Origin of the sequence: Mycolicibacterium setense, from assembly GCF_000805385.1 — a bacterium.
Taxonomy (GTDB): Bacteria; Actinomycetota; Actinomycetes; order Mycobacteriales; family Mycobacteriaceae; genus Mycobacterium; species Mycobacterium setense.
In genome coordinates this window covers 209,567-229,550 of the sequence record NZ_JTJW01000010.1, presented here as the reverse complement: position 1 = coordinate 229,550, position 19,984 = coordinate 209,567, and the positions used below count along the sequence as shown (strand labels likewise).

Annotated in this window: 22 protein-coding genes, 1 pseudogene and 1 riboswitch; of the genes and pseudogenes, 11 read left to right on the top strand and 12 right to left on the bottom strand. The window is 67.7% G+C overall.

Annotation, left to right across the window (positions count from 1 at the left end):
- The first annotated feature begins 43 nt into the window (after positions 1 to 43).
- Positions 44 to 1,033 (top strand): LLM class F420-dependent oxidoreductase, encoded by a 990-nt coding sequence (locus QQ25_RS26390; RefSeq protein ID WP_039382035.1) that lies wholly within the window; start codon positions 44 to 46, stop codon positions 1,031 to 1,033.
- Between the two features lie 138 nt (positions 1,034 to 1,171).
- The gene (locus QQ25_RS26385; RefSeq protein ID WP_131546235.1) at positions 1,172 to 1,558 is read left to right on the top strand and encodes a hypothetical protein; all 387 of its coding nucleotides are present in this window, start codon (positions 1,172 to 1,174) and stop codon (positions 1,556 to 1,558) included.
- A 15-nt stretch (positions 1,559 to 1,573) separates the two neighbouring features.
- On the opposite strand, the gene QQ25_RS26380 is transcribed toward QQ25_RS26385, so the two are convergent.
- Together QQ25_RS26380 and QQ25_RS26375 are read right to left on the bottom strand one after the other, a co-directional pair.
- Complete coding sequence (locus tag QQ25_RS26380) at positions 1,574 to 4,180, bottom strand: LuxR C-terminal-related transcriptional regulator (protein ID WP_052236088.1); 2,607 nt, start codon at positions 4,178 to 4,180, stop codon at positions 1,574 to 1,576.
- A gap of 71 nt (positions 4,181 to 4,251) precedes the next feature.
- Positions 4,252 to 4,473 carry a hypothetical protein gene (locus QQ25_RS26375; RefSeq protein WP_039324958.1) on the bottom strand — a complete coding sequence of 74 codons (222 nt, stop codon included), beginning with the start codon at positions 4,471 to 4,473 and terminating at the stop codon, positions 4,252 to 4,254.
- A gap of 255 nt (positions 4,474 to 4,728) precedes the next feature.
- Between QQ25_RS26375 and QQ25_RS26370 the strand changes: the two genes are divergently transcribed.
- Complete coding sequence (locus tag QQ25_RS26370; RefSeq protein ID WP_039324956.1) at positions 4,729 to 5,244, top strand: lipoprotein LpqH; 516 nt, start codon at positions 4,729 to 4,731, stop codon at positions 5,242 to 5,244.
- A 59-nt stretch (positions 5,245 to 5,303) separates the two neighbouring features.
- Complete coding sequence (locus tag QQ25_RS30875; RefSeq protein WP_131546233.1) at positions 5,304 to 5,609, top strand: hypothetical protein; 306 nt, start codon at positions 5,304 to 5,306, stop codon at positions 5,607 to 5,609.
- A 44-nt stretch (positions 5,610 to 5,653) separates the two neighbouring features.
- Here QQ25_RS30875 and QQ25_RS26365 read toward each other — a convergent pair whose 3' ends face one another.
- Positions 5,654 to 6,028 carry a YybH family protein gene (locus tag QQ25_RS26365; protein ID WP_039324954.1) on the bottom strand — a complete coding sequence of 125 codons (375 nt, stop codon included), beginning with the start codon at positions 6,026 to 6,028 and terminating at the stop codon, positions 5,654 to 5,656.
- Positions 6,015 to 6,728 (bottom strand): SDR family NAD(P)-dependent oxidoreductase, encoded by a 714-nt coding sequence (locus QQ25_RS26360; protein WP_039382666.1) that lies wholly within the window; start codon positions 6,726 to 6,728, stop codon positions 6,015 to 6,017. The genes QQ25_RS26365 and QQ25_RS26360 overlap by 14 nt, the downstream gene beginning before the upstream one ends.
- 123 nt (positions 6,729 to 6,851) lie before the next feature.
- On the opposite strand from QQ25_RS26360, the gene QQ25_RS31430 reads away from it, so the two are divergent.
- Positions 6,852 to 7,784: a LysR family transcriptional regulator gene (locus QQ25_RS31430; RefSeq protein ID WP_082017695.1), complete on the top strand. Its 933-nt coding sequence runs from the start codon at positions 6,852 to 6,854 to the stop codon at positions 7,782 to 7,784.
- 42 nt (positions 7,785 to 7,826) lie between these two features.
- On the opposite strand, the pseudogene QQ25_RS26350 reads toward QQ25_RS31430, so the two are convergent.
- Positions 7,827 to 8,795, bottom strand: a pseudogene (locus QQ25_RS26350) (YbfB/YjiJ family MFS transporter); the annotation flags it as partial.
- 201 nt (positions 8,796 to 8,996) lie between these two features.
- Here QQ25_RS26350 and QQ25_RS26345 point away from each other — a divergent pair.
- Both QQ25_RS26345 and QQ25_RS26340 read left to right on the top strand, forming a co-directional pair.
- Positions 8,997 to 9,713 carry an SDR family oxidoreductase gene (locus tag QQ25_RS26345; RefSeq protein WP_052236152.1) on the top strand — a complete coding sequence of 239 codons (717 nt, stop codon included), beginning with the start codon at positions 8,997 to 8,999 and terminating at the stop codon, positions 9,711 to 9,713.
- A gap of 51 nt (positions 9,714 to 9,764) precedes the next feature.
- A complete protein-coding gene (locus tag QQ25_RS26340) occupies positions 9,765 to 10,109 on the top strand; it encodes a cupin domain-containing protein (protein ID WP_039324949.1) in 345 nt (114 codons plus the stop codon).
- A gap of 73 nt (positions 10,110 to 10,182) precedes the next feature.
- Here QQ25_RS26340 and QQ25_RS26335 read toward each other — a convergent pair whose 3' ends face one another.
- The 3 genes from QQ25_RS26335 to QQ25_RS26325 form a co-directional block, all read right to left on the bottom strand.
- Positions 10,183 to 11,118 carry a type IV toxin-antitoxin system AbiEi family antitoxin domain-containing protein gene (locus tag QQ25_RS26335; RefSeq protein ID WP_039324948.1) on the bottom strand — a complete coding sequence of 312 codons (936 nt, stop codon included), beginning with the start codon at positions 11,116 to 11,118 and terminating at the stop codon, positions 10,183 to 10,185.
- Positions 11,119 to 11,241: 123 nt separating this feature from the next.
- Complete coding sequence (locus tag QQ25_RS26330; RefSeq protein WP_039324947.1) at positions 11,242 to 12,891, bottom strand: DNA repair helicase XPB; 1,650 nt, start codon at positions 12,889 to 12,891, stop codon at positions 11,242 to 11,244.
- Positions 12,892 to 13,025: 134 nt separating this feature from the next.
- Positions 13,026 to 15,281 (bottom strand): helicase-associated domain-containing protein, encoded by a 2,256-nt coding sequence (locus QQ25_RS26325; RefSeq protein ID WP_039382030.1) that lies wholly within the window; start codon positions 15,279 to 15,281, stop codon positions 13,026 to 13,028.
- Positions 15,282 to 15,354: 73 nt separating this feature from the next.
- Between QQ25_RS26325 and QQ25_RS26320 the strand changes: the two genes are divergently transcribed.
- Genes QQ25_RS26320 through QQ25_RS26305 form a run of 4 tightly spaced genes read left to right on the top strand, consistent with a single transcriptional unit; the run spans position 15,355 to position 16,938 of the window.
- Positions 15,355 to 15,552, top strand: a complete 198-nt coding sequence (locus QQ25_RS26320; RefSeq protein ID WP_019345946.1) for a hypothetical protein — start codon at positions 15,355 to 15,357, stop codon at positions 15,550 to 15,552.
- A gap of 2 nt (positions 15,553 to 15,554) precedes the next feature.
- Positions 15,555 to 16,040, top strand: a complete 486-nt coding sequence (gene moaC, locus QQ25_RS26315) for a cyclic pyranopterin monophosphate synthase MoaC (RefSeq protein WP_039324943.1) — start codon at positions 15,555 to 15,557, stop codon at positions 16,038 to 16,040.
- Positions 16,037 to 16,513 carry a MogA/MoaB family molybdenum cofactor biosynthesis protein gene (locus tag QQ25_RS26310; protein ID WP_039324942.1) on the top strand — a complete coding sequence of 159 codons (477 nt, stop codon included), beginning with the start codon at positions 16,037 to 16,039 and terminating at the stop codon, positions 16,511 to 16,513. Before moaC ends, QQ25_RS26310 begins: the two co-directional genes overlap by 4 nt.
- Entirely contained in the window at positions 16,510 to 16,938 is a 429-nt protein-coding gene (locus QQ25_RS26305) for a molybdenum cofactor biosynthesis protein MoaE (protein WP_039382029.1), read from the top strand. Before QQ25_RS26310 ends, QQ25_RS26305 begins: the two co-directional genes overlap by 4 nt.
- A gap of 3 nt (positions 16,939 to 16,941) precedes the next feature.
- Here QQ25_RS26305 and QQ25_RS26300 read toward each other — a convergent pair whose 3' ends face one another.
- The 4 genes from QQ25_RS26300 to QQ25_RS26285 all read right to left on the bottom strand — a co-directional run bounded on the left by QQ25_RS26300 (position 16,942) and on the right by QQ25_RS26285 (position 19,919).
- Complete coding sequence (locus QQ25_RS26300; RefSeq protein WP_039324940.1) at positions 16,942 to 17,736, bottom strand: transglycosylase family protein; 795 nt, start codon at positions 17,734 to 17,736, stop codon at positions 16,942 to 16,944.
- Between the two features lie 8 nt (positions 17,737 to 17,744).
- Positions 17,745 to 17,929, bottom strand: a riboswitch (cyclic di-AMP (ydaO/yuaA leader).
- Positions 17,930 to 18,177: 248 nt separating this feature from the next.
- The gene (locus QQ25_RS26295) at positions 18,178 to 18,441 is read right to left on the bottom strand and encodes a MoaD/ThiS family protein (RefSeq protein ID WP_039324939.1); all 264 of its coding nucleotides are present in this window, start codon (positions 18,439 to 18,441) and stop codon (positions 18,178 to 18,180) included.
- Positions 18,442 to 19,530: a GTP 3',8-cyclase MoaA gene (moaA, locus tag QQ25_RS26290; RefSeq protein ID WP_039382027.1), complete on the bottom strand. Its 1,089-nt coding sequence runs from the start codon at positions 19,528 to 19,530 to the stop codon at positions 18,442 to 18,444.
- Positions 19,527 to 19,919, bottom strand: coding sequence for a YccF domain-containing protein (locus QQ25_RS26285; RefSeq protein WP_039382025.1), 393 nt, complete (start codon positions 19,917 to 19,919; stop codon positions 19,527 to 19,529). The genes moaA and QQ25_RS26285 overlap by 4 nt, the downstream gene beginning before the upstream one ends.
- Positions 19,920 to 19,984 lie beyond the last annotated feature (65 nt).

Below are 19,984 nucleotides of genomic sequence, written 5' to 3'. Positions count from 1 at the left end.
GCGCCGTACCGCGACACGAGTTGGCGTCGTAGAGTCGGGGTCCATGCGCTTCGGACTCTTCATCCCGCAGGGCTGGCGCCTTGACCTCGTCGACATTCCCACCGAAAAGCACTGGTCGGTGATGCGTGACCTGGCTGCTTACGCAGACGCAGGTGCATGGGACTCGTTGTGGGTTTACGACCACTTCCACACCGTTCCGATTCCGACCGACGAGGCGACACACGAGGCCTGGTCCCTGATGTCGGCCTATGCCGCGACGACATCGCGGATCAAGCTCGGCCAGATGTGCACCGCGATGAGCTACCGCAATCCGGTGTACCTGGCCAAGATCGCCGCCACCACCGACATCATCTCCGGTGGCCGCGTGCAGATGGGCATCGGCGGTGGCTGGTACGAACACGAATGGCGGGCCTATGGCTACGGCTTTCCGTCCGCCGGGGTGCGGCTCGGCCGGCTCGATGAGGGTGTCCAGATCATGCGTGACGCCTGGCGTGACGGGAGGGTCAGCTTCGACGGCAGGCACTACCAGGTCGACGGTGCGATCGTCGCCCCGAAGCCGCTGCAGAACAACGGGATCCCGATGTGGATCGCCGGCGGTGGAGAGAAGGTCACGCTGCGCATCGCTGCCAAGTACGCGCAGTACACCAACTTCACCTCAGAGCCCCAAGGCTTCGCCCACAAGTCGCAGGTGCTGGCCGACCATTGCCGCGATGTCGGGACCGACTACGGCGCCATCGTGCGATCGGCCAACTTCAACGCCGTCATCGGCGACTCCGACGCCGATGTCGCCGATCGCGTAGCGCGGTTGCGGGCCCGACAGGCACCGGTGGCCGGCGAGGCCTCCGTCGACGCCATGCTCGCGAATGTGACCGCACCCGAATCGGCAAGCGGTACACCCGAGCAGGTCATCGAGAAGCTGCAGCGGATGCGCGACCTCGGGTGCGAGTACGCAATCCTGTACTTCCCCGAGGCTGCCTACGACCGGTCCGGTATCGAACTGTTCGAGCAGAAGGTCATCCCCGCGCTGAGCTAGCCGCCGAGGCCGGCCCTGGGCGGACCCCGCGTGAAGGCCGTCAAAGGTACATCGGGTAACCGGCAGATGACCAGAGGCGGTATGCCGGATTACACGTGTGAGGTGGCCTGGGCTGGTGAGGTGCTCCATGATCCTCACGTGACGCTGATATCACGGGAGTTCGGGAGCGGAAGCATCTCCGCCCTGACGGTCGGGGCCGATGCGGCCGCGGTGTTCAACCCCTTGTCGCGCGTGGTTTGCCGTGCGACCGCGGCGGCCGACTGTTCCAGGCCCGTGCACAGCGCCGACATTGCCCAATCGCGGCTGTTCGAGGACATCCTGATCGGCGAAATCGCCGAGCTGCGGGAGAATCTCGCGGCCACCGAACTGCGGTGGCGGCGGGTGAGGGAACGCAGCCGGGTGGTCGACGCGCCGATGCCGGAAGCGCTGGTGCGGCTACATGCGCGTATCGCCGAGGCAGAGCGTCTGCTCGTCCAATTGCGGTCCCGGTTCGGATACGACGGAGATTCACTCCGGGTGATTTGAACTTCGACGCTGCGGTCAGCTTCCCCGCAGAATCGAGATCAGTTGTTCGCGGCTGTTCGCTGCGACGCGTTGCGAGGCCCGGAAGAGGTGACCCTCAACGGAGCGGATGGACATCGTGAGCCGTTCTGCGATCTGCTTGTTGGACAGGCCTTGTGCGGCAAGCGAAATGATCTCGCGTTGGCGGGCGGTGAAGGGCTGCGCGGTGGTCCCGGCCCGCAGCGCGGGGGTCTGAGCCCCTTGGCACTCGTCGCTGAGGCGGCCGGCGGTGGCCGACGCGGTCATGGCCGCGCCACGCAAGCTCGCGTGCTGGTAGGCCACGACAGCCTGGGCCGCGGCGTCGGCGGCTGCAAGGCGGTCACCGAACGTCTCGTAGCGATGTGACGCGTCGAGCAGGGCGTCGCCGTCCCCGGCCGCCAGCGCAGCTGCATGTGCCGCCGCAGCGGGCGCTCGGGGTCCCTGGACATGGGCTGTCAGTTCGGCGAGCCGCGGCGCGGTGGTGCGGTCGCCGAACTGCGTCGCAGTCTGCAACAGCACCACCTCCCACGCCGGCCTGCCAAGCTCCAATTCCTTGGCCGCGGCACCGCGAGCGATCGAGACAGCCTGAGAGACAGCGCCTTCGGCGGCACACACCCAGGCCTCCGCGAGGCGCAGATAGGGGTCGAACATGCAGGCCTCGGGGTCTTGGGCCCACCACTCGATGCCATCGAACTCACGGCGTGCATCGGTTGCTTGTCCGGCCATCGCGATCACCGTCGTCAACCACGTCCGCCCGAATGTCTTCACCATTCGGCCGCTGTCGCCGGTACCGAGATAGGCAAGCGCGTCGCGCAATGAACGCCGTGCGTCATCGAGAGCCCCCCGGCTCATCGCGGACAGGCCGACCATCACCATGTGCCACGACTCCTCGAACGGAACATCGAGAGTGTCGCGCCTGATCCGGGCGACGACGGCGTCCGACTGGGTCAGCGCACCCGCCAGCCGGTAGCCGTGTGTTTCCTGAAATGCCAACCGGCGCCGCAGGTGTCCGACTTCCGGAGACTTGTCGGCGACCGCATAGCCGCTGTTCGCCGCGGACTCGATCTCGTCGATGCGTCCGAGGTCGCCACGACCGGTGACAAACACCCAAGCCAGGAAGATTTTCGCGACGTCGCTGGCTGGTGCCTCGGCCTCGGCGGCCACCGCCATGTCGACCGCGGTTCTGGAGTGACCGCGTACCAGCTCGATCAGTGGCCGCAGTGCCGTGGCGATCGCCTGGGCGGCTTCATCGTCTGCGGGCAGCAACTCAAGTTCGCGTTCGGCATCGGCCACTCGCCCGAGTATCAGCAGGAAGTTCATCGCGCGGAGAATCGCCACCTGAGTCCGCTCGAGACCCGTCGCCTGCTCGGCCTGTTCGGCCAGTACTGCCTCCGCCTCGATGCCGCGCTCTTGCCACGTGATCGCCATCGCGTGCGCGATCTTGGCCCAAGGCCCACCGCCGACGGCAACGGCGCGCGCGGCGAGGGTCTCGGCCAGCCGATGGTCCAGCAGTTGCATCGCGGCCGCTGCGGCGGCGAGGAGGAGTTCTGGGTCGGGCGGCAGGTCGGAATCGATGACGAGCACTGCGCGGCGGATCAGGTCTCGGGGATCTGTGGAGCCCTTTCGCGCGAGTTCGGTGGCGATGCGCCCGCGCAGCCGGTGCAGCCGTAGGGATCCGGTGCGCCGGACCTCGCCGAGCAGCGGGTGCGCCAGCCGCACGGACGCGGGTCGTACGCTGGGGTCGACGCTGATCAAGCCCAGTGATTCGGCCTCGGCGACCGCGTCGGCTTCGGCGATCACCTCCAGAACGTCGGTTTCCAACGGCTCGGCTATGGCGAGGGCGTCGAGAACTTCGTGGACGGAGGTCGGCGCCTCACTTATCCGCGCCTCGAGCAACTCCACCAGCGTCGGTGACAGCCGGGGTTGCCCGTCCCACAGCCAGACTCCCGCGCGCTGTGTCATCCGTCCGGCGGCCACCTCGTTGTCGAGGAGGTGACGCAGATACAGGGCGTTTCCCTGGGTGTACTGCCAAAGTCGTTGTGCGCTGATTGAGTCCAGCGGGCCATCGAGTACGCGCTCCACCAGGTCGGCGATTTCTGGCGGTGAGAGCGGTTGCAGTTCAAGGCGTTCCAGATGTTGGTCCTTCCAGATCGCGGTGATCGCGTCCGGCGGTGATTCTCCCGAGCGGATCGTCAGGATCACGGTGGCCAGTCGGCGGGTGACGAGCTGGTGCACGGTGAATGCCGAGAGGTCATCGAGCAGATGCGCATCGTCGACACCGACGACAACTTCGCCATACCGAGCGTCACCGATGAGCCCGTCGATCACCTCGCGTACCCGTCGTAACGGGTCGGGGCCGAAATCGCTGGCGATGTCGACGAAAGCGCCCAGCGGGACGCTGCGGGCCGAGGCCGTGCCGACGATCCAGTGCCGGCGCGCGTTCCGCGGACCACAGCCGGCTACAGCTTCGCGGGCCACTCGTGTCTTGCCGACGCCGGAGGAGCCGGACAACACGATCCCGCGGGCGCGCTCGGCGCCCGCCCGCGTGGCGTCGGCGATCACCTGAAGTTCCTCGGATCGTCCGACCAGTGGCCACTGGCGGATCACCGGCAAATCTTAACCGCTGCGGGCGCCTCGCTTCGGCGATCTCGCACACCCGAAAGTTTCACGCACACGAATCAATCCGACCCATCGCGGTCCGATTCGTTCGGCGATTCCCTGGCTGCCCGGTTGAGCTTGGCCTGGGCCAATCGCATGAACGTCGGGAGTGCATCGAGATCGACGCCGACGCACTCGGCGATGAGCTCGTCGGCAATCCCGGCGTCGCGCAACCGCAATGCGGTCGCATACGGCAATGGCAACCGCTGCAGGTATCGGGCCCGACGGGCATCGGTGGCCATGAATCAAGGCTGACGCTGTCGGCGATTTCGGCTGGGGTAATCGACTACCCCAGTCTCCGATCCGATTCGGACGCCGCCGATGACGTAGCGGCGCCGACGAAACTGGGGTAGTCCGTTACCTCAGTCACCCGATGGTGAGCGCCTTACGTTCACTTGCATCCTGAAGCGAATCATTCGGGATCGGTGGCGATTTGGTCTTCCTCGACTGCTTCACACCGCGCGATGTACGCGACGCACGAATGAAAGGGAAGATCGATGAACCGAGTTGTTCCGGCCTTGATCGGACTGATAGCCGGCGCGGGCGTGCTGGTGGGCTGTTCCGACGACAAGGGCAGCACCCCCGCAGAGGCTCCGGCGACCCCGGCAGCAGCCGGCGCCGACGTGAGTGCCGGTGGTGCCGAGGTCAGCACCGGCGGCGCCGCTGAGGTCACGGTCGACGGCGGTCAGTTGGCCGACCTGGACCCGGCTTCGGTGTCCTGCGTCAAGCACGGGGGGAAGATCACCGTCGGAAGCGGGGCGGCAGGTCCCCAACAGGCAGTCGCCGTCGTGATGTCTGATGCAGCCCCGCCGAAGGTCGAGTCGGTGGCCCTGGTGGTCGACGGCAACGCGTTGGGCGTGAGCGACATGATGGGCGTCAAGACGGGCACGGCCGAGGTGAAAGTCGACGGTGACACCTACACCATCTCCGGTGAGGCCCAGGGCGCCGATGTGAAGAACCCGATGGCCGGAATGATCACCAAACCCTTCACCATCAAGGTGACCTGCAGCTAGCAGCGGATTCCTGCCTGAGGGACGCCGACTGAGGGGTGCGCCTCTCGAAGGGAAACATGATGAAAAGAACACTCATCACGGGGATGACAACCGTTGCCCTGCTTTCGGGCGGGCTCGGCCTGGGCGCAGGCCCCGCCCAGGCCGACAATCAAGGTCCATTTCAATGGTGCCCAGGGCAGGACATGGCCTACCCGCCGGGGCCGGGTCGCGACATGGTGTGGGACATGAACATCTGCCATACCTTCTGGTTCGTCGACTACGGAAAGGGCAATGTTCCTCGTAACAAGCCCGGGCCTCCCGATCCGTGGGTGTGGGATGGGCCGAATCCCCCGCCGAGCACTCGGTGCTATCCCTGGTGCCTGTAATCGGGAACCCAAGTGGGGCCGGTCGGTGGTGCGCTGAGCTGCCCTCAGTCGGGCACCGCTGACACCTGATAGTGCGCGATGCGCCAGTCGTCGTCGCGGGTGGCCAGGACGCTGAGGTTCAGCGGGATGGTCGTGCCGTCGGGCCGCGTGAAGTCTGCGCGGAGGTATCCGAGCACGACGTTGTCGGCGGGCCGGCGGATCTCGTCGATCCGGTAATCGACTGTCAGCCCGACCGGCTGCGACTCGTAGTAGTCGATCACCCCCTGTCGGCCGACGCTGTAGGGGCGCAACCCCTGGAAGATCGCGTCCTCGGTGAATACCGCGGCCACCCGCTGTGGATCGTGCGCGGCGATGCCGGCTTTCCATTCGTCGAGGACATGGCGAAGTATCGTCGCCGTATCTTCCTCAATGCCCGGCACTTTGGCCTCCGTCCACGTGCAGGATGTCGCCGGTGACGAATCCGGCCCGCTCCAAGTACAGCACCGCCTCGACCACATCGTCGATATCGCCCATGCGACCGACCGGATGCAGCGCAGACAGGAATTCGTGGCTTTCGGGGGCGTGCATCGGGGTGCGGATGGTCCCCAGAGCGACGGCGTTGGCGCGGATGCCCCGTGACGCGTACTCGATGGACAGCGCCTTGGTCGCGGCGTTCAGCCCGCCCTTGGTGAGGGACGCCAGTACCGAGGGCACCTGGGAGTTGGCGTGGTCGACGAGGCTCGTGGAGATGGTGACCACGTGCCCGCCTTCGCCGTGCGATTCGATCGCGGCGATCCCGGCGCGGGTCAGCTCGAAGAAGCCGCGCTGGTTGACTCCGGTGACGGCGTCGTAGTCCTCGTCGGTGTACTCGGTGAAGGGCTTGGCGATGAAGATGCCTGCATTGTTGACGATGGTGTCGACGCGGCCGAAGCGCTCGATCGCGGCGTCGATCAGTTGCCTGCCCACACCGGGTTGCCCGATGTCGCCGGGTACGGCCAGCACCATCGGGTCATCGCTTTCGCCGATGTTCCGGGAGTTGGCGACGACGGCGTAGCCCAGTTTGCGATAGCCCGCGACCAGGGCTTCGCCGATGCCCTGCGAGGCGCCGGTGATGACCGCGACGTGTGGTGTGGTGCTCATGGGTGGTCCCTTCGGTTGGATCTGGTCTGATGCACTGCTCAACGCATCCCCGGCGGCGGTGATGTCCGGTTGATATGACGGGTTGGCTCGTTTCTGAGAGGTTCCGCCTAATACGCTCGTTCGGTGGAGTTGCGCCAGTTGCGGTACTTCGTGACCGTCGCCGAGGAACTGAACTTCGGCCGCGCGGCCGAACGGCTGCGGATCGCCGGTCCGTCGCTGTCCCAGCAGATCAAGGCACTGGAGCGCGATCTCAAGGTCACCCTGTTCGACCGTGACCGGCGCTCGGTGGCGTTGACGCAGGCCGGCAGCGCGCTGCTGCCGGAGGCGCGGTCCCTGATTCACAAGGCCGATGAATTGCGCAGGCGCGCACACGGTTTGGCAACGTCGGATCCGGTGCGGATCGGGTATGTGAACTGGTGCCCGACCGATTGGGCCGACCGGGCGGTGGGCGTGGCCCAGGTCCGGGTGGACACCTGGGTGATGCCGTCGCACACCCAGGCGGCCCGGGTCGCCGACGGCAGCCTCGATCTGGCGATCTGCTGGGTGCAGAACCGTGACCTGGAGTCGCTCTCATTGCAGGCCAGGCTGATCGGGGTGGACCGGTTGTATGCCCTGTGCACGGGCACCGACGAATCCCCCGTCAACGCCCGCGACACGACGGTGCTGATCGACACGGACGCGGCGAGTTGGTCTTCCTGGAACAGCTATGGCGAACAGTTCGCCGCAGCCGTCGGTGCACGTGTGCTGCGGACCGACGACGGCGGCGTCACCGGCCCCACGTTCTTCGAACATGTCCGGCGGTTGCGCCGGCCTGTCCTCAACAACCCCAAGGGGCAGGACGCGTCGTTGCCCACGGGACTGGTCCGCCGCCCCGTGGTGTCCCCGTCACCGTTGTGGACCTGGTCGTTGGTGTGGCGTCGTGACGAGACCGCCCCGGCCGTGCTCGCCGTGGTCGACGAGTTCACCCGCGGTGTCGGCGATCTCGGGCTCGATGCCCCCGACGTCTGGCTGCCGGAAGACGATCCGCATCACCCCGCACACCACCGCGGCGGCTAGCACCACGACTGCACCCACGAGGAGGGCGGGAGCGAAGCCGCGGTGCAGCAGCGGAGCGACCACTACCGGCCCAGCGATCTGGCCGACCGAGTACCCGGTGGTGAGCAGCGCGACGGCGCGCGGATACCGCAGCAGCCTGCCTGCCGCCAGTGCCAGTGTGCTGACACCGATGAAGGTGCCGCCGAACAGCACCGCGCCCACTAGTGCGGCCGTGACCCCGCCCACCGCGCCGGCCACGGCGATCCCGACTGCCTGTAGCGCGAGCGCCGCGACCAGTAGCGCCGGATGTGACCATCGGCTGCTCAACGCCGCCCAAAGCGCTGCCGAGGGCACCGTGGCGAGTCCGACGACCAGCCAGGTGCTTCCGCCCAACCAGCCCGGTGCGCCCTCGGCGACCGCCGCCACCAGGAAGGTGCCGGCGATGATGTAGCCGACGCCTTCCAGCGTGTAGCCGGTGAGCAGCAACGTGAATGGTCCGTGGGCCGGCCGGGTTTCGGTGGCCGGAGTGGCCGCGGCCGGGTGTGGCGACGCGGGCATGGACCAGGCGCAGGCGCCCAGCAGCGCCGCCACCGCCGCCGAGGCCCACCAGGCCACCTTCCAGTCGCCGGTGGCCAGCACCAGCAGGGCGGACAGTGCGATACCGGCACCGACCCCGCCGAAACCCCATCCGGCCAGGTGTGCGGGATGGCCGTGCAGGTGCTCGAGCATGGTGTTGACGGCGATGACGAACACCAACGCACTGGCGAAACCGGCCACGCCGCGCAACACGACCCATTCGATGGTGTTGGTGGACAAGGGCATTGCGGCCAGGCTGGCGGCCATGGCGAGCAGGCACACGCGGCAGGCCGTGATCGAGCGGGACAGGCGCGGCGAGATCGACCCGGCCAGCGCGCCGGCGAGGTACCCGACGTAGTTCGCGGTCGCGAGGATCGCGGCGTCGTGGGCGTTGAGGCCGGCCTGGGCCGACATCAACGGGAGGATCGGGGTGTAGACGAAGCGGCCGATTCCCATCGCCGATGCGAGCGCCGCCGCGGTTCGTGCGACATGTCCGTGTGTGCGCATCGGCCCATCGTGTGGCAAGCCGATCTGCCGGCGCCACGACATAACGCCTCACAGCTGGAAGGCGGTATCTCTCACCGATCGGGACTGTGGACGCGAGGCGGCGCGTTGAGGTGGGCACTGAACGACACGTCGAATCACCTGGAGGATGCCATGACGAACAACATCACCGCACTGGTCACCGGGGCCAACCGCGGGTTGGGCCGCCATCTGGCCGCCGAACTGCTCGCCCGCGGCGCCAAGGTGTACGCCGCGGCCCGAAACCCGGACACCGTGGACCTGCCCGGTGCCATCCCGATCCAGCTGGACATCACCGACCCGGAGTCGGTACGCCGCGCGGCCGCCGTCGCCGACGACGTCACGGTGCTGGTGAACAACGCCGGTATCTCCACCCGGGCGCAGCTGCTGACGGGCCCGATCGAGGACATCCGGGCGGAGATGGAGACGCACTACTTCGGCACCTTGAATGTGAGCCGCGAGTTCGTACCCGTGATCGAAAAGAACGGTGGCGGAGCGGTTCTCAACGTCTTGTCGGTGCTCTCGTGGTACCACGTACCGACATCGGGAGCGTATGCGGCGGCGAAGTCCGCCGAGTGGGCGCTCACCGACGCATTGCGCACCGAGCTGGCGCCCCGCGGGATCCACGTTGCCGCACTGCATGTCGGATACATGGACACCGACATGGTCAGCTACATCCCGGCAGAGCAGAAGACCGATCCTGCGCTGGTGGCTGCCCAGGCCATCGCGGGGCTGCTCGACGGCCGGCCGGAGATCCTGGCCGACGAACTATCGCGCCAGGTGAAGTCTCAGCTGTCCCGTGCCAACGACGGTGTCGACGACGGTGGACGCGCGGAGCACGTTCGGGCGTAGCGTGGGAAATCGCTCACGGTTCATCGACAGGAGGTGGCACGATTGGCGGATATGGAGAAGATCTCGCTCACCGCGATCGCACGTCAGCAGTTGGCCACAGCCCGCTCGGCCAGCAGCGGACGCAGTGCCCACACGGTGTACGGCGGGCATGAACACCAACTGCGCCAGACGCTGATCGCGCTGACCGAGGGCAACGGGCTCGACGAGCACGAGAGTCCCGGTGAAGCCACGCTGCAGGTGATCGAGGGCAGGGTGAAGCTGGCCAACTCCGAAGCGAGCTGGGAGGGTTCGCCCGGCGATCACATCGTGATCCCGCGCACCCGGCACAGCCTGCAGGCGCTCGCGGATTCGGTGGTGCTGCTGACCGTCGTGAAGCAGATGGGGCCGCACACCTGAGCCTGAGTCGCGAGTGCTGAAGATTGTGGTCACCAGGTAGCCACGATCTTCAGCGTTGGCAGGTGTCCAGACGTCAGGCCGCGAGACCGAGGCGGCCGAATTCACATCCCGGCCCGCAGGCGTGGCCACTCACCGCGATCCCGTGCCGGCGCATCACCTGAGCGATCTTCGCGGCGGTCTGGCAGGGTCGGTCGAAAACCTGGCGATAGGACAATCGGATGGTTGATCGGCCGTCGACCGCGGCGTCGAGATCGCGCTCGAAATCCTTGTTCCGTGCTGACGCCGAGTTGTGGAACGGCAGGCCGTCGAGTTCCACCACGAGCCGTTGGCCATACTCGGCGTCGCGGTAGCACACACCGACTGACGAGGCTGAGCGTTTCTGTCGAGCGGCCCGCGGCAATCCATGTGCCCGCTCCACGCGATTGAGGTACGCGTGCTCCAGGACCGAGCAGGTGCCCTCGACGATGTCGGCCAGCACCGCCCGTAGCCACCGCCGTCGGCGAACCCGTCGGCGTGCGTCAAGAGCTCGCAGTAGACGTAGCGCGGTGGTACGCCGTGACTGGCAGGCGTTGGCCAGCACCGCAATCGCGTCGAATTCGGATATGGCCTGGCATGCGACGTCAAGCGCGGCTTCCTCGTAACGCAGCCGCGGCGGACCGATATTCCACAGCACTCGCTCGTGCAGGTGCGCGAGATGATGGATCCGAACTCCATGTGGTTCGGCCAGCACGCCTCGGTCGCGGCCGACCGCGACATGGATCACCGAGCCTCCGTCGGTCAACGCCGACTCCAGGCACAGCGCTGCCGGAGCTGCGTAAAGCACTGCGGCCCAAGCTCGTTGCAACCAGGTCAACGGTCCGGTGTGATCCACATAGATGCCGTCGTGGACGCGTGCCCACTCATTGCGTCTGAGAAACCGCCGAATGTCATGCGACTGCATCCCTGCATCGAGGGCTTGCCGACGCGCAATGACCCCCGACTGATGTCGAAGCACTTCGTCGACGTCCACGCTGTCATGGTTGTATACGCGACGCCGCGCTCACCAGACCCGTTCCGCGATCTGTGGATAACTCGCAATGCTGAAGATTGTGGTCACCAGGTAACCACGATCTTCAGCGTTGAACGCGCACCGTCAGATCGCCGGGCCCAGAAGGTCGTCGGCGTCTTTGATGACGTAGCCGTAGCCCTGCTCGGCGAGGAAGCGCTGCCGGTGCGCGGCGTACTCCGCGTCCAGGGAATCACGCGAGACCACCGAGTAGAACACCGCACCACCGCCGTTGGCCTTGGGCCGCAACAGCCGGCCCAAACGCTGGGCCTCTTCCTGGCGGGAGCCGAAAGTGCCTGAAACTTGAACGGCGACAGAGGCTTCCGGCAGGTCGATGGAGAAGTTCGCCACCTTTGAGACCACCAGGGTGGAGATCTCGCCACGGCGGAATGCGTCGAAGAGCGCTTCGCGTTCGGAGTTCTTCGTCGACCCCTGGATCACCGGGGCGTTGAGTTCCTCGCCCAGCTCTTCCAGCTGGTCCAGGTAGGCGCCGATCACCAGCGTCGGCTCGCCGGGGTGGCGTTCCAGAATCGAGCGGACCACCGCGATCTTGGTGTGCACCGTCGAACAGAGCTTGTAGCGTTCCTCCGGTTCGGAGGTGGCGTAGAGCATCCGCTCGTTGTCGGTCATCGTCACCCGGACCTCGATGCACTCGGCGGGGGCGATCCAGCCCTGGGCTTCGATGTCCTTCCACGGCGCGTCATAGCGCTTCGGGCCGATCAGTGAGAACACATCGCCTTCGCGGCCGTCCTCTCGGATGAGCGTCGCGGTCAGGCCGAGCCGGCGGCGGGACTGCAGGTCGGCCGTCATCCGGAACACCGGGGCGGGCAGCAGGTGCACCTCGTCATAGATGATCAGCCCCCAGTCGCGGCTGTCGAACAACTCCAGATGCTTGTACTCGCCCTTGGTCCGGCGGGTGATCACCTGATACGTCGCGATGGTGACGGGCCGGATCTCCTTCTTCTCACCCGAGTACTCGCCGATCTCGTCCTCGGTCAGCGAGGTGCGGGCCACCAGCTCGCGCTTCCACTGCCGGCCGGCCACGGTGTTGGTGACCAGGATCAGCGTCGTCGCGCCCGCCTTGGCCATCGCGGCCGCCCCGACCAGGGTCTTACCGGCACCACACGGCAGCACCACCACACCTGAGCCGCCCGCCCAGAACGAGTCGGTGGCCATCTCCTGGTAGTCGCGCAGGTGCCAGCCGTCCTGGGCCAGCGAGATGGGGTGGGCTTCGCCGTCGACATAGCCGGCCAGGTCCTCGGCGGGCCAGCCGATCTTGAGCAGCATCTGCTTGACGCGGCCGCGCTCGCTGTTGTGCACGATCACGGTGTCGTCATCGAGGCGGGCGCCCAGCATCGGGGCGATCTTCTTGTTGCGCAACACCTCTTCGAGCACCGCGCGGTCCAGGCTGACCAGCGTCAATCCGTGTGCGGGGTGCTTGATCAGCTGTAGGCGTCCGTAACGGGCCATGGTGTCGACGATGTCGACCAGCAACGGCTGCGGCACCGGGTATCGCGAGAAGCTGACCAGCGCATCGACCACTTGCTCGGCGTCGTGGCCGGCCGCGCGGGCGTTCCACAACGCCAACGGGGTGATCCGGTAGGTGTGCACGTGTTCGGGGGCGCGTTCGAGCTCGGCGAACGGTGCGATGGCCGCACGGGCCGCTCCGGCCTGCTCATGGTCGACCTCGAGCAGCACCGTCTTGTCGGACTGCACGATCAGGGGGCCGTCAGTCATGCGCGGCTCCCTCGGCTTCAGGCTGGCTGGTCATCCTGTCCATTATCCAGAGCGCGCAGACACACCGGCCGACGAGTGACCGAGTCCGCACGCCGACACGCCGCAACAGCGGTCATTATTTTTGGTCGGGGATGCTAATTGTCGGCGGACACCACCGAGGTGACCCGGTGGATGGCGAACTCGCGGACCCGGCCGGCGGCCGGATCGAACGCGGTCAGCTGACCGCCGCGCACGTTGATGGGGGAGACCACCCGCTGGGTGGCCACTCCGGCGGGGTCGACGTAGCCGATCACCACAGAGGTCTGGTTGATGGCGGCGTCCTGCAACTGGGTGATGGCCATCGCCGGGTCGAGACGCACACTGGAGAACGGTCCGGACGCCACCTTGCGCAACACCGCGACGACCGCGCCGAGGGTCTGGGCGCTCGGCGGTGAGGGCGGGCGGTAGACGCGGCGCCGGGTCGGTGCGACGACGCGCGCGCCGCGCGCCCTGATGTCGACGACGCTGCCGGTCGAGTCCTCGGCGGCGGGCGCGAATCCCGCTTCCCGCAGCACCGTGAGCACGTCGGCGATCGGCGCCTGGGACACCGCCACGGTGGGCGCCAGCAGCCGCAGCTCGAGGCGGTCGGCGCCAGGCGCGGCGACGGCCTGGGCCAGCAGTGCCGGATCCTCACACCGCAGGAACGAGGTGGCCATCCCGACCCGCAGCTGGCCGTGGCGGCGCGCGACGTCGTCGATGAGATATGTCAGCCCTTGCGGCACCGGGGTTTTTGAGTGCTTCTCGAACAAGGTGTGCAGGTCGCCTGCGGTCCGTCCGGCGTCGAGCGCGCGACGGATGGACGCTTCGCTGATGCGGTAGACCATCGCCGCGCCCGCCGATTCGACGGTGGCCACCTCGGCCAGGTGCTCGGCCAGATCCCGCTCCAGCGGGCCGGGCACGATCACCGTGAGGTCGGCCTGCAGCAGGAAGTGGTCGAGCGGTTTGGGCAGGGCCTTGGCCATCGCGGCCAGCACGTCCTCGTCGGGATCGCCGGCCAGCAGCCCACGGGCCGGCGTGCTGATCGCGCCGCGGCCCACCATGCCCAGCGCGTGCGCCTCGGCGAGCAGTCCGCCGACCGTGGCCGGTTGCAGACGCGCCGCCCAGCGTGGACGCCGCCACAGCATCGCCCGGGCAGCCTCGGCTCCGTCGACCCCGGCGCCCGGATCCAGTTCGGCCAGCACGCTCAACATCAGCCGGCGATCCAACGGCGCCGCTGTGGAGTACAGCGAATCCGACAGTGCGGCAAAAGGTTTGTTGTCCGGCCCGCGGCTGCCGATCAGGGCGGGCCGGGCCGGAAGGTCCAGCCAGGTCGCGGCCAGCAGGTGCCAGCGCACCGAGGTGGGCGATTCGATGAAACGGTCGGCGGCCACCGTCGGCGCCCAGTAGGGCCCGGTCCCGTCACCCGGGTCGGGTTCGGGCATCCCGGCGGCGATCAGTCCCGCACCCGCGGCCAATTCCAGCAGCAGCCCCAGCCGGGCTTCGTCGATGCCGGTGGCCTTGGCCAACCGTTTGACGTCGCGGACGCCGAGGCCGCCGTTGCGCAACTCGGGAACCGGTGTGCTGCCGAGGGTTTCGATGATCAGGTCGATTTCGCGCAGCAGGTCGATGGCCGCGCCGGCGGCCACCGCGTCCACATCGGCAGGCGTCGTCGACGTCGTCCGGAGTGCCGGTGCGGTCAGCTCAAGCGGGCCGGGTGCCTCGCCGCGCATCACCTGGCCGACCACCCGGGGCAGGATCACCGTCTCGTCATCGATCCGGCGCAGCAGCCCGGCCTCCAGCAGTCGCGGCACCGGCCGGTCGGGCGGAGTGTCGGGAGCCGCGTCGCGCGTGCGGCCCATGGGCGAGCCCTCCAGCAGCCGGGCCAGCAGCTCGGTCTGGGCGTCGTCGAGGCTCCCGAGCAGGGTGGCGATCTCGTCGGGGCTGCGCTCGGGCCTCTCGATGGCGGCCTGGCCGACAAACCAGGGCAGGCCGGCGGCGACCTCGGGGGCCACCCGGACGGCGGCCTCGCCCCACACCAGGGCGCGCTCGCGCAGGTCGTCCACCGCGGCGGTCACGTCGCCGGAGCCGACGCGGTCACCCAACAGGTCAATTACCTGGGACATCTGGACGGCGTGGGTCTCGGCGTGCAGCACCAGCAGTGCATCCAGGACCGCCAGCCGCAGGAAGTCCAGTGAGTCGGTGGCAGCCTTGACCGACTGGCGTGAGGTGGCGCGCGCGGCAAGCGCGGCGATCGTTCCCGGCGGCGGCTGGCTCAGGTCGGGCCGCAGTTCCAGCAGGCGGATCAGGCCCTTGTCGTCGAGTTCGGCCAACCAGGCGCCCAGCGGGATTCCGGGGGTCTGTGCGGCGGTCATATCCTGACCAGCGTAAAGCTACTTCGCGCCGACCGCCGCGCCGGTCTCGCCACCGGATCGGCCGCCTGCCACAATGTGGGGCGTGGCTGACAACAAGAAGAACCATTACGTCGACAACGGCTGGCCGGTGCTCTCCGACGGCGATGATCACGCCGTCAGCGAGCTCGCCACCGACCGCACCGGCGCACTGTCACCGTTCGGCGATGTGACCTTTCCATTGCCGGCCGAAGAGCTGCCCTTCATCCAGTCGGCCACGGTCGTCAACAGGTAACAGTGGGACTGTCGCACCTCGACGAGTCCGGCGCGGCGCACATGGTCGACGTCACGGCAAAGGACGTCACCAAGCGCACCGCGGTCGCCGTGGGCACTTTGCACACGCGGCCGGATGTGGTGGCCCTCATCGCCTCCGGCGGCCTGCCCAAGGGTGATGCCCTGGCCACCGCGCGGGTGGCCGGGATCCTGGCCGCCAAGCGGACACCCGAGTTGATACCGCTGTGCCACCAGTTGGCCCTCACCGGCGTCGACGTGGACTTCGACGTCCGGGATGCCGCGGTGGCCGTGACCGCGACCGTGCGCAGCACGGACCGCACCGGGGTCGAGATGGAAGCGCTGACCGCGGTGAGCGTGGCCGCGCTGACCCTGTACGACATGATCAAGGCCGTCGACCCCGCTGCGCGCATCGACGACATCAAAGTGGTGCGCAAAGAAGGCGGTAAAACGGGATTGTGGGAAAGACAGCCGGAAGAAACCAAGCAGTGACGCGTTCGGCGCGGGTCATCATCGCCTCGACCCGTGCCGCGGCAGGGGTGTACGACGACCGGACGGGCCCCCTGATCGTCAGCTGGCTCTCCGACCGCGGGTATGACGTCACCGAGCAGGTGGTGGTCGCCGATGGACACGCCGTCGCCGACGCCCTGCGGGCCGCCCTGGCCGAGCGCGTCGACCTGATCATCACTTCCGGCGGGACCGGCATATCGCCCACCGACGCGACGCCGGAGTCGACCATGTCGGTGCTCGACTATCAGATCCCCGGGTTGGCCGACGCCATCCGGCGTGCCGGCTCGCACAAGGTGCCCACTGCGGTGTTGTCCCGCGGCGTGTGTGGTGTCGCTGGGCGCACCTTGATCGTCAACCTGCCCGGGTCGCCGGGTGGCGTGAAGGACGGGCTGGGCGTGCTGGGCGGTGTGCTGGAGCATGCCCTGGACCAGCTGGGCGGAAAGGACCACACATGAGCGCGTCCATCATACGTGTCGAACTGACCGAGACACCGATCTCGCTGACCGAATACGAGGCGCTGGTGGCCCACGAGGCGGCCGGCGCGGTGGTCGGGTTCTCCGGCGTGGTGCGCGATCACGACGAGGGACGTTCGGTCATCCGGCTCGATTACTCCGCTCACCCCTATGCCCTGCGAACCCTGCAAGAGGTCGCCGCCGAGGTGGCCGAGCAGGCGTCCGGCGTGCGGGCGATCGCGGTCAGCCACCGCATCGGAACCCTACATATAGGAGACGCCGCCCTGGTGGCCGCTGTCGCAGCGGACCATCGCAGGGCGGCGTTCGAAACCTGTGCCCGTCTCGTCGACACCGTCAAAGAGCGGCTACCGGTGTGGAAACACCAGTACTTCTCCGACGGCACCGACGAATGGGTCGGTTCGGCCTGACACTCAGCCGTTGATGACGATGTTGCCGTCGAGGCCCTGCTTCTCGATGGCCTGCTGGATCTGATCGACGTAGGCGACCGGTTGTGCCGGGGCAGGCGCCTCTTCGGGAGCCGGGGCCTCAGGGGCCGGAGCGGGCGCTTCAGGAGCCGGGGCCGGGGCCTCAGGGGCGGGCACCTGCAGTGCGGCGTCGGTGATCGGCGCGGCCTCGGGAGCGGGCGCCAGTGCGGCGTCCATCGGGGCGGCCTCAGGTGCCGGGGCCGGAGCCTCGGGGGCCGGCGGCAGCGCTTCGGGGGCGGGCGGCAGCGGGGCGTCCATCGGGGCGGCCTCGGGTGCCGGGGCCGGAGCCTCGGGCGGCGGCGGCAGTTCACCGTTCACGGCGGGCGCATCCAGCGGGGCCGGAGCGGGTTCGGCGACCACGTTGCGCGGGGAGGCGCCCGACAGGCCACGGCCGCAGGTGGGCCAAGCGCCCTTGCCCTGGCCGGCCAGCACGCGCTCGGCGACTGCGATCTGCTCTTCTTTGGTGGCCATGTAGGCCGCCGGTGCGTACTCGCCGCCGCCGTGGGACGACCACGTGCTGGGGGAGAACTGCAGACCGCCGTGATAGCCGTTGCCGGTGTTGATCGCCCAGTTGCCGCCGGACTCGCAGCGGGCTACCTGATCCCACTCGCCGTCGGTGGCGGCCATGGCCTGTCCGGCCAGTGCGAGGCCGCTGCCACCGAGCACAGCTCCGGTGAAGGCGATCTTGGCGACATTCTTTGCTGAAGACGAGGAAGCAGGCTTGCGATGCCGTCCACTCATAAGCGTGAAGGTCCTCTCGTATGCGCCCACGAGGTCAGCTGTCGGGTTCGGGTCAGAGAGGTCACCCGGCCGGCGTCGTCGAAACGGCGACGGCTTCACCCCAAGGGGCCGCAAGCGGCTCCTGGTCCTGAAATAAATCGGTGGACCGGTTGGGTCCCCCGCCTCCATCCTCGTTGTTCGTTGTGAACCCTTGCCCGATGGATGGAGCTCGGCGCTATCGGTCGGGGTGGGCCAACCGATTAGGGTCGGTTGACTTGGGAATGAACGGTAACCGCTGCCCGCTATCGCGTCACTTTTGGCGGCCTCGGGCGTTTTGGCCCAGAGCAAACTCTAAAAGTTGTTTAAAGGTGCAGGTTATTTTTGTGTTGCCGCAGGTGGGCGAGGCGCTCCACCGTGCTGTAGCCAGCTCGTGATCATTTCGTTATGTGATGGAAATCACGATTAACCGCCGGCGAAAGGCGGTAACACATCCACGGTCTGAGACGTTGACACACGCTTGCCCATATCGCGGACCGCCACCCCGTCCAACAGGTATGAGCAGCGCTTTAGCACTCGTGCGAGGTCCGCGTCGCGACCGCTGAGGTGATCGACGAGCGTCGCGATGGTCGAATCCTTTGCCAAATCTAACGTTTCCGTATCAACTCCCGCGGCGGCGGCCGCAGCGGCGAAATAACGGACCGTCACGGCCACGGTGGGGTCTGTCATCTAGCCGCCGATCGCGCTCATCGGTCGTACGGGCTGGACGAAATCCGGGTCGTTGATGCCGTGCCCCGCGGGCTTGGCCCACATCGCGGTCCGCCAGGCCGCCTCGATGGCGTCGTCGTCGGCGCCGCCCCGCAGCAGCGCACGCAGATCGCTCTCCTCGGTCGAGAACAGGCAGCTGCGGATCTGGCCGTCCGCGGTCAGCCTGGTGCGGTCACAAGCCGAACAGAACGCGTGCGACACCGAGGCGATCACCCCGACTGCGCCTGCCGGATGGTCTGCGCTCGCGGCGACCTGCCACAGCTCGGCCGGAGCGGATCCCCGCGGCGACGGATGGGGCTGTAGGTCGAAGTGACGGCCCAGGGCGCCCAGGATGGCATCGGCGTCGATGACGGTCCCGCGCTGCCAGGTGTGTCCGGCGTCCAGCGGCATCTGCTCGATGATCCGCAACTGGTATCCGTGATCCAGGCAGTAGCCAAGCAGGTCCACGACATCGTCGAGACCCGAAACCGGGTCGAGTACGGCGTTGACCTTCACCGGCTCCAGTCCGGCGGCTTTGGCGGCCGCGAGGCCTTCGAGCACATCGGCCAGCCGGTCGCGGCGCGTGATCCGGGCGAAGTGCGCGGCGTCGATGCTGTCCAGCGACACGTTGATCCGGTTCAGCCCGGCCCGTTTGAGGCCCGCGGCACGCCGGGCCAGGCCGATGCCGTTGGTGGTCAGGGTGATCTCCGGTCGCGGGTGAAGAGCCGCGGCGGCGGCCACCACATCTTCGAGGTGGCGGGTGACCAACGGCTCGCCGCCGGTGAACCGCACGCTGGTGATGCCGAGTCGGGTGACGGCGATGCGCAGCAGGCGGCTCAGTTCCTCGGCGCTGAGCAGCGCCTCGCCGGGGAGCCAGTCCAGACCCTCGGCAGGCATGCAATAGGTACAGCGCAGGTTGCACTTGTCGGTCAGCGACACCCGGAGATCGGTGGCGGCCCGGCCGTACGTGTCCACCAACGGACCGGTGGCGGGGGCCGGGCCGAGAGACGCGCCGTCGCCCGGTACGCCGGATCGGTGCACCGAGGGCAACCCGAGCGGGGTCAGAGTCATACCGCGGCCTTCAGTGAGTCGACCGGGACGATCTCCTTGCCCAGCGGGACCAGCGAGACCGGGATCATCTTGAGGTCGGCCAGCGCCAGCGGGATTCCGATGATGGTGATGGCCATGGCCGCGGCGCTGACCAGGTGGCCGATGGCCAGCCAGATGCCGAACAGCAGCACCCAGATGATGTTGCCGATCAGGGCGCCGGGCCTGGTTCCGGGCTTGTCCACGATCGTGCGGCCGAACGGCCACAGCGCGTAGGAGGCGATGCGCAGCGAGGCGAACCCGAATGGGATGGTGATGATCAGGACGAAACAGATCAACGCGGCCAGCAGGTATCCCAGCGCCAGCCACAGGCCGCCGAAGATCAACCAGATGACGTTGAGTATCACTCGCATCAGCCGCGCATCTCTCTTTCAGAGGTGGTTGCAAGCCTACCGAGTAATAGGGGTGAAGCACCCGG